At 29.1% G+C, this 16,994-nt stretch carries 18 protein-coding genes and 1 tRNA gene; 5 read left to right on the top strand and 14 right to left on the bottom strand.

All coding sequences use genetic code 4. The features are described from left to right. Nucleotides 1-8: 8 nt before the first annotated feature. From rnc to ELUMI_RS01880, 4 genes are all read right to left on the bottom strand, one after another. Complete coding sequence (gene rnc, locus ELUMI_RS01895) at nt 9-698, bottom strand: ribonuclease III (protein ID WP_025734116.1); 690 nt, start codon at nt 696-698, stop codon at nt 9-11. A 2-nt stretch (nt 699-700) separates the two neighbouring features. Next, nucleotides 701-1,705 carry a phosphate acyltransferase PlsX gene (gene plsX, locus ELUMI_RS01890; protein WP_025734115.1) on the bottom strand — a complete coding sequence of 335 codons (1,005 nt, stop codon included), beginning with the start codon at nt 1,703-1,705 and terminating at the stop codon, nt 701-703. A gap of 74 nt (nt 1,706-1,779) precedes the next feature. Continuing rightward, nucleotides 1,780-3,432, bottom strand: coding sequence for a DAK2 domain-containing protein (locus ELUMI_RS01885; RefSeq protein WP_025734114.1), 1,653 nt, complete (start codon nt 3,430-3,432; stop codon nt 1,780-1,782). A 57-nt stretch (nt 3,433-3,489) separates the two neighbouring features. Continuing rightward, nucleotides 3,490-3,807: an Asp23/Gls24 family envelope stress response protein gene (locus ELUMI_RS01880; protein WP_025734113.1), complete on the bottom strand. Its 318-nt coding sequence runs from the start codon at nt 3,805-3,807 to the stop codon at nt 3,490-3,492. Nucleotides 3,808-3,993: 186 nt separating this feature from the next. Between ELUMI_RS01880 and rpmB the strand changes: the two genes are divergently transcribed. Continuing rightward, nucleotides 3,994-4,194, top strand: coding sequence for a 50S ribosomal protein L28 (rpmB, locus tag ELUMI_RS01875; protein WP_025734112.1), 201 nt, complete (start codon nt 3,994-3,996; stop codon nt 4,192-4,194). Nucleotides 4,195-4,219: 25 nt separating this feature from the next. Here the strand turns inward: rpmB and ELUMI_RS01870 are convergent, their stop codons facing one another. After that, nucleotides 4,220-4,933 (bottom strand): hypothetical protein, encoded by a 714-nt coding sequence (locus ELUMI_RS01870; RefSeq protein WP_156921414.1) that lies wholly within the window; start codon nt 4,931-4,933, stop codon nt 4,220-4,222. A gap of 103 nt (nt 4,934-5,036) precedes the next feature. On the opposite strand from ELUMI_RS01870, the gene ELUMI_RS01865 reads away from it, so the two are divergent. After that, nucleotides 5,037-5,121, top strand: a tRNA-Leu gene (locus ELUMI_RS01865). A gap of 61 nt (nt 5,122-5,182) precedes the next feature. Next, on the top strand, nt 5,183-5,620 hold the full coding sequence (locus ELUMI_RS01860; RefSeq protein WP_025734110.1) for a hypothetical protein: 438 nt from the start codon (nt 5,183-5,185) through the stop codon (nt 5,618-5,620). Here the strand turns inward: ELUMI_RS01860 and ELUMI_RS01855 are convergent. From ELUMI_RS01855 to ELUMI_RS01815, 9 genes are all read right to left on the bottom strand, one after another. Further along, on the bottom strand, nt 5,617-6,252 hold the full coding sequence (locus ELUMI_RS01855; RefSeq protein ID WP_025734109.1) for a thiamine diphosphokinase: 636 nt from the start codon (nt 6,250-6,252) through the stop codon (nt 5,617-5,619). The genes ELUMI_RS01860 and ELUMI_RS01855 overlap by 4 nt on opposite strands. After that, on the bottom strand, nt 6,252-6,917 hold the full coding sequence (locus ELUMI_RS01850) for a ribulose-phosphate 3-epimerase (RefSeq protein ID WP_025734108.1): 666 nt from the start codon (nt 6,915-6,917) through the stop codon (nt 6,252-6,254). Before ELUMI_RS01850 ends, ELUMI_RS01855 begins: the two co-directional genes overlap by 1 nt. Next, nucleotides 6,905-7,804: a ribosome small subunit-dependent GTPase A gene (rsgA, locus tag ELUMI_RS01845; protein WP_025734107.1), complete on the bottom strand. Its 900-nt coding sequence runs from the start codon at nt 7,802-7,804 to the stop codon at nt 6,905-6,907. Before rsgA ends, ELUMI_RS01850 begins: the two co-directional genes overlap by 13 nt. 10 nt (nt 7,805-7,814) lie before the next feature. Then, on the bottom strand, nt 7,815-8,915 hold the full coding sequence (locus ELUMI_RS01840; protein WP_025734106.1) for a serine/threonine-protein kinase: 1,101 nt from the start codon (nt 8,913-8,915) through the stop codon (nt 7,815-7,817). After that, a complete protein-coding gene (locus ELUMI_RS01835; protein ID WP_025734105.1) occupies nt 8,915-9,673 on the bottom strand; it encodes a PP2C family protein-serine/threonine phosphatase in 759 nt (252 codons plus the stop codon). Before ELUMI_RS01835 ends, ELUMI_RS01840 begins: the two co-directional genes overlap by 1 nt. Nucleotides 9,674-9,710: 37 nt before the next feature. Next, the gene (locus ELUMI_RS01830; protein ID WP_025734104.1) at nt 9,711-11,462 is read right to left on the bottom strand and encodes a hypothetical protein; all 1,752 of its coding nucleotides are present in this window, start codon (nt 11,460-11,462) and stop codon (nt 9,711-9,713) included. Between the two features lie 109 nt (nt 11,463-11,571). Then, nucleotides 11,572-12,849 (bottom strand): 16S rRNA (cytosine(967)-C(5))-methyltransferase RsmB, encoded by a 1,278-nt coding sequence (gene rsmB / locus ELUMI_RS01825; RefSeq protein ID WP_035018746.1) that lies wholly within the window; start codon nt 12,847-12,849, stop codon nt 11,572-11,574. Next, on the bottom strand, nt 12,842-13,738 hold the full coding sequence (gene gmk, locus ELUMI_RS01820) for a guanylate kinase (RefSeq protein WP_025734102.1): 897 nt from the start codon (nt 13,736-13,738) through the stop codon (nt 12,842-12,844). Before gmk ends, rsmB begins: the two co-directional genes overlap by 8 nt. After that, nucleotides 13,731-14,300: an RsmD family RNA methyltransferase gene (locus ELUMI_RS01815; protein ID WP_025734101.1), complete on the bottom strand. Its 570-nt coding sequence runs from the start codon at nt 14,298-14,300 to the stop codon at nt 13,731-13,733. Before ELUMI_RS01815 ends, gmk begins: the two co-directional genes overlap by 8 nt. Before the next feature lie 71 nt (nt 14,301-14,371). Between ELUMI_RS01815 and ELUMI_RS01810 the strand changes: the two genes are divergently transcribed. Continuing rightward, nucleotides 14,372-15,031: a peptide deformylase gene (locus ELUMI_RS01810; protein WP_025734100.1), complete on the top strand. Its 660-nt coding sequence runs from the start codon at nt 14,372-14,374 to the stop codon at nt 15,029-15,031. A gap of 78 nt (nt 15,032-15,109) precedes the next feature. Beyond that, entirely contained in the window at nt 15,110-16,930 is a 1,821-nt protein-coding gene (locus ELUMI_RS01805; RefSeq protein WP_025734099.1) for a ribonuclease J, read from the top strand. Nucleotides 16,931-16,994 lie beyond the last annotated feature (64 nt).

Here is a 16,994-nt window from a genome sequence, read left to right as displayed (position 1 = left end):
AATAAAAATTATCTGATTTTCAATTTTGAAAGTGAATCTTTGGCAGCTCTTTGTTCAGCTTGCTGTTTTGAAAATCCAATTCCTGTTCCGAGTTTTTGGTCTTCTAAATAAACCGAAATTGTATATTCAATTTTTGATTCAGCATCCATATGGTTTTCTAAATCAACAATATATTTTAAATCTGTTCTTTTGTTTGCTTGTAATAACTCTTGTAATTCTGATTTATAATCTTTAGTTTTTTCTAAAAGTTGGTCATTATTCATGATTTTGAAAAGCGTTTTATTTAATCAATTTAAAGTTTTTTCTTCACCTTGATCTAAATAAATTGCTGCAGTAATTGATTCAAAAACATCTGATAAAATCGAATCTTTATCATACCCTTTTGAATTAAGTTCTCCTTGACCCAATCTTATGTAATTACCAAGATTGATTTGCCTAGCAATCATTGCCAACGATTCTTCGCGAACAATGTTTGATCGAGATTTAGTCAAAACACCTTCTTTTAATTTTGGGTGATTGCGAAAAAAATAAAGACTAACATACATTTGCAGCAATGAATCACCAAGAAATTCTAACCTTTGATAAGTGTATTTCAAGTGTTTTTCATTGGAAAAAGAATTATGAGTTAGTGCTTCATCATATAAATGTCGATTCTTAATTTTGATGTCATATTGTTGTAAAAATTCTTCTAACGTCATCATTATTTAATTGCCATTTCTTTTTTCATTTTGTTCAAAACATCGTTTTGAACAGCGTCATATGTCATTCTTAGAGTTGAAACAAAACCTTGAATATCATTTGAACCATGAGCTTTAAAAACAATCCCGTTCGCCCCAATTAAAATTGCTCCTGCATGTTCTTTATAATCAAAAGTGGTTTTAACTTCTTTGAAAACATTTTTCATAAATAATGCCCCAATTTTGGCCATAAAACTTTTCATCACATTTGCTTTAATCGCACTTAATAAAATTTTAGAAGTTCCTTCCATTGCTTTTAAAGCAACGTTACCTGTAAATCCATCAGTGACCATGATATCAACAGTTCCAGTTAACATTTCTCTGGCTTCAATATTGCCTTTGAAATTTAAATGTTTATCTTCATCTAATAATTTTTCAGTTAGTTTTTGCAATTCTCTACCTTTGCCTTTTTCAGTTCCGACATTTAACAAGCCAATTTCTGGGTTTTTAACACCTAAAACTGTTTTTGAATAAGTTGATGCTAATTTAGCATAATTATGTAGATCTTCGGGTGTATTATCATTATTTGCCCCAGCATCTAAAAATAAAGTGACTCTATCTTTGACCATAGTTGGAAATGTTGGCATGAATCCAGGACGAATAATGCCATCTAATTCTCCAAGAATGAAGTGTGAACCTGCCAAAAATGCACCTGAATGACCACCAGTTAACATACCATCAACTTTTTTAGTTTGAACTAGTTCTAATGCTCGCACTAATGATGCATCTTTTTTTCTTTTTACATCCAAAATAGACCCATGCATATCAATAAATTCTGTTGTTGGAAAGATTTCATATTGTGTGGTTGAAACATTTCCAGTTTCATTAATTGCTGCTTCAATTTGGTTTTTGTCTCCGACAAAAACGATGATTAAATCCTTTTTGTTTTCTAAAAATTTGATCGCTGCTTGAACCGCAATTTTAGGCCCCAGATCAGAACCCATAACATCAAAAGCTATTTTATACATTTGTCAATCTCCATTCATTTGAAAGTATTATATCTCTATTTGAAAATAAAAATATGAAAATCCCTAGTTTATCTTTATTCAATACTAATTAAGAAACTATAAACCTTTTGTCCACCATCGATGATTTCGTATTCCACATCAAAGTTTTCATCTAAAAATTTTCTCAAATCACTAATGTTTTTAGCATCAGTGTCTTGACCGACAAAAACAGTAATTATTTCTGTTTTGTGCGTAATATATTTACTTAAAGATTTTTCAAAAATCAATTTTAAAGTTGATTCTGTGGCCACAATTTTCCCATCAGCAATTGCCATTTGTTGATTTTTTTTGATTTTAATTCCATCAACTGTTGCATCTTTAACTGCTTGGGTGATGGTAAATGAAACCACATTTTTAATTGCTCGCGATAGTCCTGTGTGGTTTTTAAACACAGAAGCTGATGGATCAAAATTTAAAGCAGAAACCATTCCTTGTTGAATTGTTTTTGTCGGAATCACATAAATTTTTGATTTTTCTTCCACTTTTTCAGCTTGTTTAGCAGTCAATAAAACGTTGGAATTATTTGGCATAATGAAAACGTTTTTAGCATCAACTTCTTCAATCGCTTTCAAAAACTCATTAGTTGATGGGTTCATTTTTGCCCCACTATTGATGGCTAAATCCACACCTAGTTCAGTTTCAAAATATTGTTTTAATTCTTGACTGGCAACCACAGCAATAATCGCCATATTATTTTTTAATTTACGTTCATTGGTGATTGTTGATGTTTCTTTTCATTCAGAAGGTTTGGCATCTGCAACTTGTCTTTCAGCTTGTAAATTCATATTTTCAATTTTCAATGATCTAAAGTTACCATATTGTTGTAAAAATGTTATGACTTGACCAGGGGTTAGAGCATGTGTATGCACTTTTAAAATGTCTTCATCAATTACAATTACAATTGAAGTATTTCCATAAATTGTTAATTGATCACGAATAATTGAAACTTCAATTTTATTAATAAATTCATGATTCAACATCACGATTGCTTCAGTACAGTATCCAAATTCTTCTTCTAAAATGTCCATGTTTAAATTAGAACCATCATTTGATTCTAATTTTTCTAAGCGGTCAATGATTTTATCATTGACCACAACGCTGTGCATTCCTTCTAAAAATTTTACAAGTCCATATCCACCAGAGTCAACAACCCCAACATCTTTTAATGCTTGTAAAAGATTGGGAGTATTATCCAATGAAATATTTGCAGCTTTCACAATTTGATTTCACAATTCTTTTTCATCAATTGCATCATCCAAAAGGTTGACAGCTTCACCAGTTTCTCTAATCACTGTTAAAATTGTTCCTTCAACTGGTTTCATCACGGCTTTATAGGCGATTTCTGTTGCAAATGTGAAAGCTTTTTTTCAATCTTGAACTGTTAAATCTGTTGAATCAACAAGTCCTTTGGCAAATCCTTTCATAATTTGTGAAAAAATTACTCCAGAATTTCCCCGAGCACCCATGATTAATCCTCTTGCAAAAGCATTCATCAATTCGCCAATTGAATTAAATTCTAAATCTTTAACATCATTGTATCCATTGGTTGCAGTTAAATTCATGTTTGTTCCAGTGTCACCATCCGGAACAGGGAAAACATTTAATTTGTCTATGTGTGGATAATTATTATAAAGGTTGTTAACACCACTGATTAACATATTTATAATTCTATTCATATTATTGTTCATTTTTATAGTCACCTAAGTCTCTTTTTGTCATATATATTCTCATCTTTATTTTAATCTTTAAATCACAATTAAATCATCCACAGCAACATCGACCATGTATTTAATTGTAAATTTAGCTGTTTTTTCTAATTCATATTTAACTCTGATTTGAATTTCGTTAATTACATCTTTTATGTTAACCCCACTAATTAAGATCACGTGGATTCTAAATCTAGTTAGGTTGTCAGTGTTTATAAATTCTACGGCATTATCAATCTCTAAAGTGGAGAGATCATCATTTGTTGTTGCATTAAAATTTGCAAAAGAAATAACACCAGGCACTGTCACAACAGCATCTTTGATAACCTTCATGACATTTTTGTCAATAGTATTCACAAAATTCACCGACTTTCATTTTTATATTTTAGCACAAAATATATGAATAGATATCTTTTAAAACCTACAAAATCTAGAGTTTCCTATAATATTCCACTATTTTTTTCTTGATGTTTGCAAAATGTGCTTGAAATAATATTGCTTTTTTAGTAATATTGATAAGTACGAAAAGTAAGAGGTGAAATAATGGCAAGAAAAGATTGACTAACAGGCAAAGGCCCTCTTTCAGGGAACTCTAGATCTCATGCCTTAAATGCAACTAGAAAAAAATGAAATTTGAATTTACAAAAAGTTAAAGTAACCGACGACAGTGGGAAAACATATACTATTAAAGTTTCAGCTAGAACATTGAGAACTTTGAAAAAAGAAGAAAGAGCAAACGCTTAAAAAAAATCAGCTTAGCTGATTTTTTTTATATCAATTTTAATTTTTGTTTAACATTAATCGTGTTTTCAATTCGATTTTCTTTGTACAGAACCATCACTTCAGCTGGAGTTGTATCGTTTAAAGTTTTCATAATTTCCATTTTTAATTCTTCATTTGTTTTATGGAAATTGTCTGGTAAAAACATATCAAAGACTTTTAAAAAGTTTCGAAATTGTTCTTCTTGATTATCTGTATATGCTTTGTTGTTGACTCTTGATGTCATTTCGAAAGTATCTGTTAGTGTTTGCTCTTCTGATAAAACCAAAAACAATAAATATTGACAATAAGCATTAATGATTTTTCTTTGTAAGACAAAATCAGGATTTTCTAAATAAGCACTAATCTTTTTTGGTTGCTTTTCTTTTTTAGGAGTTTTTTGAGCAATAATTGCTTTTTCTCATTCAGGAATAAAATCATACTCATTATCTAATTCTGGATCAATGATTTTTTTCTTAGCAATTTCTTCATTTTCTTGTTCAACTTTTTGTTGGCGATATCATTTTGCAAAAATTAACGCTGGAAAATTTAATGTGAAAAGAAAACAAAATTTTGTAAACATTCCTAGTTCTTTTTTGTCATCAGCGATTAAGACTCATCAAACTAAATTAAAAACAGCAACAACCGCAAATAACATCAAGACTCATAATGGTTGGACATCTGTTGCTCACACCAAAATGGCTGGGAATAAACCTCACAACATTATTCATATAAACAAAAATATTATTGATATTATTTTAAATTTTTTCATTTTAGCACCTTTTATAATTTTACATTAATTACTTTTAAAGTATAATATATTTAATGCCCTCTTGGCGGAATTGGCAGACGCATCAGACTCAAAATCTGACGAGGAGACTCGTGCCGGTTCGACCCCGGCAGGGGGCACCATTAGAAATTCAAGGTACATACATATGTACCTTTTTTTGTTAAACTATTTCTAAGGACAAATATGGATAAATGAAAAATAGAAACTGACAAAATGGGTGAGATTCATCTGATTAAAAATGACGAAGGTAGCTTCATCAATAAAGAAGAAGCTGAACGTTTAGGTCGTAAAATCGCCAAAGATAATAAAGCAATTTTGTTTCTTCATGAAGATGAAGAAACAATTTCGCAAGCAGATTATACGAGTTTTTTATCTCCCGAAGAAATGTACGGCAAACAAATTAGTGAAGTACGAATTACAAGAGCTGAATTAGCTGTTGCAAAAATTGAAATGAAAAAAAGAAAAAAGGCACTAAAAAATTCTGAAAAAGAAGATCTGTTTGAAAATAAAATGCGCTTCAATTATGCCAAAGAGCGTTTAGAAAAAGCAAAATATACAAGCAAAATCGCCAAAAGAAAATTTAAGGAAATGAGCAAAAGTCAAAAAAATAGCGATTATTAATCGCTATTTTTTGAAAGAATACAAACCAATTCTTTATTGGTCATAATTGTTGAATTTTTATATGAAATAAACTCATTTGAAATTGCTTTATTTTCATAAGCATCCAAAGTAAGATTTTCAATATCGTATTTAAAATTATTTAGAGCAATTGTTGCTTTATTTTTAGCATAAAACGAAATGTAAGTGATGTCTTGATAAAGATTGAAATCTAAGGTTGTGAATCCTTTTTTGATTTTTAAAATCACTGTTTCATCATTTAAAACTTCAACATTATATTTAAAAACCAAATCCATAATGGAAATATTTTTGTCATAACGTTTTGTTGGTTTTACCACAAAGAAAATTTTGGTATGTTCTAATTTTAAGGCTTCTAGAATCGCTATTTCACCATCTAAAAATTCTTTTTCTCTATTATGCAATTCGAATTTGTCACAACTGTTTTTGATCAGTTTTAATTCTTCTTTGGTGACTTTATCAAAGTCACCAATACAAAGATTGGGTTTAATTCCTTTATGAATCAAGTCCAAAGCTCCTCTTTCGACTCCAATAAAAATAGTATTTGGAAAAGTGCTTAGAATTTTTTTGTAATTTAATTTGGTTTTTGCCGCAACTATAAATATATTTGGTTTCATTATTTTAGTTTTTCCAATCTTTGAGTGAAGTCACTTTGACCAAATAAATAACTACCAGCCACAACAAGATCAACATTATATTTTTTGACTATTTCAAACGTTTGATCATTAATTCCACCATCAACTTCAATAGTGTAATGATAACCATTTTCTTGAGCTAAAATTTTTAGATCATGAATTTTAAGCGCTGCTTTTGACATAAATTTTTGACCACCAAAACCTGGTTCAACAGTCATCACCAAAACATTATCAATGATTGGTAAAAATTCTAAAATTTCATCAATTTCTGTGTTTGGTTTGATTGCCAAAGATGCTAAAATATTATTTTTTTGACATAAATTTATAAATGTAGATGCTTGATTTTTAGACATCGCTTCAATGTGCATTGTCATCATTGCAGGTTTTGTTTGAATATATTCTTCAAAGAAAGATTCAAAATCAACACTCTTAACTTTGACCATAAAATGGATATCAATTTTAAAATTTGTGCGGTCGGTTATATCTTTTAAAATTTTGGCGCCAAAAGTTAAATTTGGAACAAAATCAAAATCCATTACATCATAATGCAATCATTCAATCTTATGTTTTTTACATAGATCTAGGTCTGCTTTTAAATCATAAAAATCAGCAGATAGTAAACTTGGTGCTATTTCTATTTTTTTCATGTTGTGGTCTCCTTTTTTGGTTTGATTTCTGAAATAATTTTTTTATAGTCATCGTAAATAAATTGTGCCAATTCATTATTTTCTAATGCTTGTTTTACATAGCACCCTTTCTCTTTAACGTGTAAACAATTTCTAAATTTGCATTGATAATACATATCTTGAAATGGGGTAAATGTCGAGGAAATTAACTCCGCGGAAATATTTTTAATTTCAAATGATGAAAATCCAGGAGTATCAGCAAGCAAAATGTTTTGTGGTAATTTATATAATTGAATGGAAGTAGTTGTGTGTTTTCCTCTGTTCAAAGCTTTAGATATGGTTTGAGTTTTTATTTGATCTTCAAATTCTAAAAAGTGATTGATTGTGGTTGATTTCCCAGCTCCAGTTTGACCAGTTAAAACAGTTATTTTGTCTTTTAAAATTTGCTCTAATTTTTTAAAATCTTTTGTTGGTATTTCTTTATTATTTAAAATAACCATTTCTATACCTAATTTTTCAAATCAAGTAATTTGATTTTTAATGATTTCATCTTCTTCTAATAGTAAATCTTTTTTAGTAAAAATGATGAATGTTTCAATATTTTGAGAATTTAAATAAGCCATCATTTTTAATAAAACATAATGATCTAATTTAGGTTCTTTCAAAGAAGCGACAATTCCTACTTGATTAACATTGGCAATTTTAGGGCGATATAATTCAGTTTTTCTTTCCTCAATTTTGACAATCATAATCTTATATTCATCAATCATTTCAAATTCAACAATATCACCAACAAGGGGTGTCTTGTCTTTTAACACACCACCTTTTAAACTCGCGACAAGTATTTGTTCACCTGCTAACACATGACTTGTATTACTTCCAATTTTAACTATTACACCTTTATTCATAAACTACCACCTAACTAACAATCAAAAAAACTACTAAACTTAACAATATTAAAGCTATTGAAACACAAAACCAAATGATAATTTGTTTTTCAAATATTTTAAAAAAACGTTCAAATTGTAATTTATTCGTTTTTTTAAAATTTTTATTCTTAATTTCATTAAACAATGGGGTTTCCTTAGCATTAATATTTATCAAAATGTTTTGTAAATCATCAACAAATTCCTTGAAAGTTTGAAATCGATCACTAACATCTTTTGCCAAAGCTTTCACAATAATATTTTCTAACGATTGAGGAATATTCGGATTAAAAATTCTTGGTCGTATCAGTTTTTCTTTAGTTTGCTGAGATAACATATAGCGATACTTTTGATTATCGCCTTTTGGATTTTTGTTAAAAAGCCAAAATTGTTCAAATGGTGGAACACCTGTTGAAAATTCATAAAGCATAATTCCAACTGAATAAATATCACTTTGGGTATAACTTTCCTTAAAGTTTCAAGATTGTTCCGGCGCTGAAAATTTTGGTGTTCCTTGAAACGATTCAGAACTAGGATTGTCGTATTTTAAAATATCTAAAAATCTTGCAATTCCAAAATCAGAAATTTTAACAACTTCATCTTTTGTGATCATGATGTTAGCAGGTTTTACATCTCTATGAGCAATTCCGGCATTGTGAATTTCTGATAATCCTTGTCCGATTTGAGAAAAATAATAAATGATTTCTTGAGTTGATAATTGATTAACATAGTTTTTAAACATTTGACCAAAATGTTGTTTACCATCAACCAATTCTAAAACCATGTAAAAATAGGAATCTATTTGAGCAAAATTTTTCAAACTTACAACATTTTCAGAAAACGTAAATTTAGCAAAAGCATCTTTTTCTAAATTTAAAGATTGCTGAGTTTTAGCACGTTCTTCATCTGTCATATTCATATCAATTTGCATAATTTTTAAAGCAACCAGTGGTTTAACATCAGAAGCTGAACCCAAATCTTGTGCTTTAAAAACCACAGCAAAACCACCTGCTCCAATTTGTTCTAAAATTAAATATCTCCCAGCAAACAAATCCCCAATTTTGAAAGCATCATTAACAGGCTTCGAAATCATTACTTAACCTCCACTAAAACAACAGTTAAATTATCTGTTGAAAGATTAGATTTAGCTAAATCAATTAATTCTTTACCTTTTTTCTTTAACGAACTTTTGTTGGCTAAAATATCAATTGTTGTGTAATCTTCAAGATGATCATGCACACCATCACTTGTTAAAAAATATAAACCTTTAGGTTCATTGACCATGTAAGTGTCGATTTTTAAAGTTTTAGTAGGACCTAATGCTGATGTTAAAACTTTTCAATAAGTAATTTCATTTAATTGTGGTCCAAATACATTTGGTTGTTTGAGGTTTTTGCGGTCTTCTTTTGATGTTGAATTTAAAAGGTTTTGATCCTTAGTAATTTGATATATTTTATTTTTGGTAAATTTATGTGTTCGAGAATCACCGATATTCACGACAAAACCTTTTTCATTTGCAAAAAGAATCGCTGTTAGTGTTGTACCCATATCTTTGATTTCGGGTGATTTTTGAGCTTTATTACTCATAATTTTTAAAATTTGATAAACACTTTCTCTTAATCAAAGATTAATTTCAGTGTTGGTTAAAATAGAAAAATCGGTTTGTTTAAACAAACCGATAAATTCAGCAACAGCCATATGTGAAGCGATTTCGCCCCCAACATGCCCTCCTAAACCGTCACAAACAATCGCAAAAAAGTTATTTTGTTTATTTGAACAAAAAGCAAAATCATCTTGATTATTTTTACGATAATTACCAACGTCCGTTAGACCAGCTGCTTTGTATTTCATCCACTACCTCATTTAATATATTTTACCAAAATATAGGTTATTTCTTTTTAAATTTTTTCACTAAGTATAAAAAGACAGATAAAGCAATGACTCCTAAAAATCCAACTATTAGTCAAATAAAAATACTTTTTGAACTTTTTGGAGGGATTATCTTGTCCCCCATTTCTTGGAAAGTGTTCGCTTCTTTGAAATCTAATTGCACAGCACCAAGGTAATTGTTTTTAGTGTTTTTAACCCAGTATTTACCATCATTTTTTTCAATATTTCATTGCTTAAAATCTAAATCTAATTTGTTTGTTGTTAAGAAATTTTCAAGCAATTCTTGCTCCATTTTGTCCTTTGAAGAAAAGGTTACATCTCCTAAATCGAACGTAAAATTGGTACTTGATAGTTTGGGGTTTTTAGCTCCTTCAATCAATTTATATATAACTTTTTTCGAACCAATATACTTTGAATTTTTAGAATAAAAAGTATCATTTATGAATAAAAAATCATCAAATTTAGCTAATGGAATTTTAGCAATATTTTTTGTTTTAAATTTTTCAAACAAAAATCTATCTGTGATTTTTGTTTCGATGAAATTCCCTAAATCACCATCTAATTCTTCTAACTTAATCTTATCTTCACTTTTTATTTTGAATGGTATTTCAAGTTTGCCTTTAATATTTTTATCATTTGATTCCAAAACTAATTTGGTTCCTAAAATTTTGTATTGAACTTTGTCATTAAGCAGTTTTGCATAATGACTATTGTCTTGCTTAAACTTTTCTATCACTTCGTCTGGATCATGAACAATAATTTCGTTTTTGTTTAAATTAATTTTATTTAAATCTAAAAATTTATTAACTTTAATTTTAATAATGAAATCATCTGGATCAAGTAATTTAAACAATTTTAAATTATAACGATCTTTAAATCGTACTTTTAAATTTATTGTGATTTCACCTGGATTTGAATACAACAACAAGCGGTTAACATCATTGCTTGATATTTTCTCGACATCAAATCATTTTAACAACTCATTTTTTTGAAATCATGCATTATCTTTAATTTTATTTAAAAACAATAAATTAAAATCATCGAGTTTTTGAAAATCTAATGTGTAATCAAAATTTAATATGTTATTTTTTAACTCTTTGATTGGAAAGGCTAATTCATAACTTAATCTAATGTTTGTCATTTGTCATCGATAATATGCAGTCCCTCAATATTTTTTAACATCTTCTTCTAGTTTGGTGCGATCACCAGAAGTATCGTTTTCTATAAATGAACTTATATTAATATCATAATTTTTATCAAAAAATAATTTCATTTTGGATTGATATGCAACATTAATATCTCCAAGATTATAATTGGTAAAAACATTAAATCGGATTCCAAGTTTTGTTATGTCTGAAAAGCCGTGATTGTTTAATAATATTTCATGTTTGGAGTCTCCTGGGTGTTTATAACCTAAATTTGTTCCAGCAGTTGGAGAGGGATTTTCTATTTCCCCATGCCAATCAAATTTTAATTTTGGTTTTAAAAACCCTAATCTAATAAGTTTTTTATCATACTCATCTAGTTTAATAATTGTCTCAGATTTTTTATCGATCAATAAGGATAAATGATCATCACCTTGTGCTATTGGATATTGAAATTCCTTAATAAAAAAACCATCTTTATAATCATAACTATCTATTTCTTCTTGTTTTGGTGGTGGTGTAGCTGCTGCTCGACAAACCATTGGATTAATGGTTGGGGCTGCTACACTTAACACATTTGGTAAAATTGTTCATATTGTTTTCATCATAACCTCCATTAAAGATTAGGAATAAAAAAAGAAAAGTAACCTTTTTTATCGTCTAAAATAAAATTTTTAACAAAAAAACCCCTTTTTTGGGTTATAAAATTTTATTTTAGACGATTTTGTCGCTTTTCTTTAATTTACAAATATAAAATCCATCAGTGTTATTTTCGAATCCAAAAATTTGTTTTTCAGAAATAATCTTCATATCTTGATGTTGATTAATAAAGTTTTGGATTTGATCAGAACATTCTGCCTTATTGATTGTGCATGTTGAATAAACTAATTCTCCACCATTTTTTAAATTAAAATATGCTGTCTCTAACAACTCTTTTTGAAGTTGAACCAAACTGACTGTATCAATTGAATTGTAGTTTAATTTAATTTCTGGTTTGCGTTTAAAAACGCCAAAACCAGAACAAGGAGCATCTAATAAAATTAAATCAAAAAAGTTTTGATCATCAAATTTTCTTGCATCTTGATTTTTTAAAATGATATTTTTAATGCCTAATCTTTGAATATTTTCCTCAATTAAATGCATTTTATGAACGCTAATTTCATTGCCAACAAGATATTTTGTGTCTTGCATCAAAGCTGCAAGATGAGTTAATTTTCCACCCGGAGCACTACACATATCTAAAACATTCATATTTGGTTTTGGATCTGCAATTTCTCCGACTAAAATTGATGCTTGATCTTGAATATTAATTAAACCATTCTGATAAATTGGACTATTAACAATTGCTTTGCTCGCAATTAAACCATCTTTGGCAATGCCATGAGACAATCCATATTCATCTTGATATTGTTCATAAAATTTATTTGTTTCGATTTTTAAGGTGTTAACTCTAAAACTAATGGTTGGTATTTGCAATGAATCTTGGACAATTTTTGTCGCAATTTCAAGACCATAATCATTTTTGATTTGTTTGAATAGTTCAAAAGGAAATGAATGTAATAAACACAATTCTTTTTCTTGATCATTAAAACTAATTGTAAAAAAATCAGGTGTTGCCAAAACTTTTTTTAAGCTCGCATTCACGACTCCAGCGATTTTAGGTTCAACAAAAGTTTTAGCAATTTCAACAGCTTCATTGGTAATTGCATATCCTTGAACTCGATCCATGAAATGAATTTGGTACAAACTCATTCATAATAATATTTGAAGATTGATTGGTGTTTTTCTAAAATCAATTAGTTTTTTAGTTAAGTAATCTAAAAACATTTTATTTTTGATTGTTCCATGAACAAGGGCAAAAATAAAATTTTTACTTTTTACATCAAGATTTGATTTAGCCAGATTATTTAATAAAATATTGGAATATTGTTTTTGTTGAAAGACTTTGACAAGAATTTCTCAAGCTTGATAACGAGCAGTCTTTTTAATCATCATATTTTTGCGCAATACTAAAGAAGTTGATTTTAAACATCAAACGTTCAACGCGATTAATTAAATATTTTTCACTCAAAAGGTCTTTGAAATCACCATGCGCTAAATTGCGATGATAAACATTTTCAGTTAAGGTGTTGATCAATTTATCTTCTGCATCAAAACCTTTATATTCTTTGGTTGTGATCAAACCTTTGTCTTTTAATGTCTTAATATTCACTTCTCAATTTTCAACAAAGAACATATATTTTTCTTTAACAATTTTAGTGATCAATTTTTTTAATTGATCATAAATTGTTTGGTTTTGACAAATCGCTGCTTTTTCTTTTTCTAAAATATCAGTAATTTTTTCAACAGCATTCCCAACAGTATCATTTTCCACAACATATTGATAATTATGTTTTAAAGGCACTTCTAACATCGCCTTATCTAATCGTGATTTAATCACATCTAATGGCTCAGATTGTCTTCCTTGCAGTCTTGATGCAAGTTCTTCTAAAGTTGGGGGCATTAAGAAAATTGATAAAACATTTTTTTCATTTTTAATCGCTTGAGTTGCACCATCAACTTCAATTTCTAAAATTACATTTTTACCATTTTTGATTTGGTCTTCAACATATTTTCGGGGTGTGCCATAGTAATTACCAACAAATTCTGCATATTCAATCAATTCTTTGTTAGCAATTGCTTGTTCAAATTGTTCACGAGTGACAAAAAAATAATGCACACCATCAATTTCTCCATTTCTCGGTTTTCTTGTGGTCATGGAAACCGAGAAAGCCAAATTTAAGTGCTCATCTTCTCTTAATTTGGTGTTGATGCTACCTTTACCAACTCCACTTGGTCCTGAAACCACAATCATCCTTGGTTTATGTTGATATTTATTCATTTTCTTCTCTTTCTAATCTAAAAATATATAGATGTTTATTTTTTAAAAATTTGTATTTTAAAAGGGTTAATTTTGGTAATTGTAATAAATTTAACGGAACTGGAGATTCGGTTAAGATGATCCCTCAATTATTTAAAATTTGATAATCTAGAACTTTAGCAAAAAAGCTATCGTAATATTCTAAGTGCGTAAATGGTGGATCTAAATAAATTAAATCAACTTTTTTGCCATTATTCTTAAAATTATCCAATATTGTTGAAAAATCTCAAGTTGATAGCTGATAAGTTGATGGGTCAATTGTTTTTAAATTTTGTTTAATCACATCCATTGCAGCAGGAAAATGGTCATTGATATAGGCTAATTTAATTCCGCGACTAAGCCCTTCAATACTTAAAGCCCCGCTGCCACCAAACAAATCTAATGAGGTTTTACCTTCAAAAATGAAGTAGTTATTCAACATGTTAAACATATCTTCTTTCACTCGAGCACTTGTTGGTCGAGTGTTCATGCCTGGTAATGTTTTTAGTTTTTTGCCTTTATATTTTCCGCTTATTACAATCATGGTGCTCTTTCTTATTTTTATATTATAAAACACTTATCTAAAAATGTTGTATAATTTCTAATGAGGTTTTTATGAAATTTAATATTGATAATTTATTACAGAAGGAAATACCATCAAATAAATGATTAATCAAAGATGCAAATGAAAAAATAATTCGTGCTTTTAGTTCTAATGTAGAAGATGTAAATAATTTAAGTGTTGAAGACGAAATTTGCATGCAAAAATTAATTGATTTTGTGCGTTATTCTCAAGATTCAATTTTAAATGATGCCAATAATCCAGATCATTTAAGACCAGCTGTTGGGCTTGCAGCCCCACAAATTGGTGTGAACAAAAACATGTTTTACATGCGTATTGAATGACCTGTTTTTAATGATGAAGATGATATAAATGAGGATGAAACTTCAACTGATAATGTTGAAGTTTCAATCGAAGAATATGCAATGATCAACCCGAAATATCTAGCTAAAAGTGCGCAAATTTGCGCCATTGAATCTGGTGAAGGTTGTTTAAGTGTTGATGGTGATCGCGAAGGAATTGTCCCTCGTGCATACAAAATTGATGTTGAAGGTTATGATTATTTAACGAAAAAAAATGTAAAATTAACACTAAGAGGCTACTCGTCAATTGTTTTTCAGCATGAACTAGACCATAATGAAGGAAATTTGTATTATGATTTAATTAATAAAGATGATGCAAATTATGTTGATGAATCTTGAATTTTAATTTAAAAACTTAAAATTAGAATAAAAACTTAAAAAAACATTTATTTTTACATCCAGTAAAAATAAGATGTTGGAAAGAGAAATATGAAAGAAAACGATATTAAAATTAATATCCCTGTAAACAAGGAAGTTCTAGAAAAAGAAGTTCTAGAAGCAAGTGATATAAAGCCTTTTGTGTTCAAACAAAAGGAAATAAAAAGACACTATCAAAATACCAAAATCCCAACCAAAGTCTTTGCCCTTGGTGGTTTAGAAGAAATCGGGAAAAACACTTATGCAATTGAATATGATCAAGAAATTATTTTAATTGATGCGGGGGTTAAATTCCCTGATGCAACAATGTTGGGTGTGAGTGCTGTGATTCCTGATTATTCTTATTTAAAAGAAAATGAATCTAAAATTAAAGCACTTTTTATTACTCATGGACATGAAGATCACATTGGTGGAATTCATTATTTAGTCCAACAAGTAAAGATTCCAGTTATTTTTGCCCCATCATTAGCGGCTGCTTTAATTCGTGACCGCTTAAAGGAATATAAAATTACAGACAAAACAGTTGTCAAAGAATATTTATCTGATGATGTATGAAAATCAGCAAATTTTAGAGTAACCTTTGCTGCTTTAAACCACTCAATTCCTGATGCTTTTGGAATTTTAGTTGAAACTCCAAATGGAAATATTTTTTCAACTGGGGATTATAAATTCGACTGATCACCATTAGGACATTATGCTGAATTGAACAAATTAGCAGCCATGGGTGATAAAGGAATTGAGTTATTATTATCTGATTCAACCAATGCTGAAGTTGAAGGGTATACACCTGGAGAACGCAGTATTATTGATAATATTGACAAACTATTTTTAAAAGCCAAAGGTCGAATTTTTATCACAACCTTTGCTTCAAATGTTCACCGTATTCAATACATTATTGAAACAGCTAAAAAATACAACCGAAAAATCTTAATTTTAGGACGTTCTGTTGAACGAATTATTAAAATAATTCGTGAAATGGGTCACTTGAAAATTAATGATAAGCAATTTATTAAAGTTAATGACATTGGAAAGTATCAACCAAATGAAATTATGATCATTTCAACTGGTTCACAAGGTGAACCAATGGCTGCGCTTTCTCGAATTGCCAATGGAAAACACTTACAAATAAGCGTCATTCCTGGAGATACAATTATTTTTTCATCATCACCAATTCCTGGAAATAAGGCTGACGTTGAAAGATTAATTAATAAATTAACCAGAGTTGGGGCCAAAGTGATTGAATCGAACTCTTCAAATAAAATTCATACTTCAGGACATGCGAGTCAAGAAGAACAAAAATTGTTATTCTCACTTTTAAGACCACATTACTTCATGCCAATGCATGGTGAATTTAGGATGTTGAAAAAACATGTTGAAACTGCTGAAAGTGTTAACTTATTACCAGGACATGGATTTGTTCTAGCCAATGGTGATCAATTAGAACTTTTAAGAGGGAAAGCACAAATTGGTAAAAGAATTGATGCTGATGCAATTTATGTTGATGGAAAAGACATGACTGGACAAGCAAGTAACGTGATTCGTGAACGTGATATTTTAAGTAGTGATGGATTGATCGCAGTTGTTGTTTCAATCGATTCACAAACAAACAAACTATTAAGTCAACCAAAAATTATTAGTCGTGGAAGCTTTTATGTTCGTGAATCAGGAAATATTATTGGTGAATCAATTAATATTGTGACCAATGCAATGTTAGAAGTTTTAAATTCATCTAAACCAACGTTTGGGGCGATGAAACAAGCGATTAAAGCTAGTTTATCACCTTACATTTTCAAAACAAAAAAAAGAAATCCTTTGATTATTCCAGTAATTTTAAATCAAAAAAGTAAAATTCCGCAAAATCCAAAGAAATAATTATCTAGTTTAAAAAGCAAAAAATACATTTTTCCAACTGGAGAAATGTATTTTTTTTACTTTG

The sequence above is a fragment of the Williamsoniiplasma luminosum genome (assembly GCF_002803985.1).
GTDB classification, from domain to species: Bacteria; Bacillota_I; Bacilli_A; order Mycoplasmatales; family Mycoplasmataceae; genus Williamsoniiplasma; species Williamsoniiplasma luminosum.
This window is presented reverse-complemented; position numbering and strand designations above follow the sequence as displayed.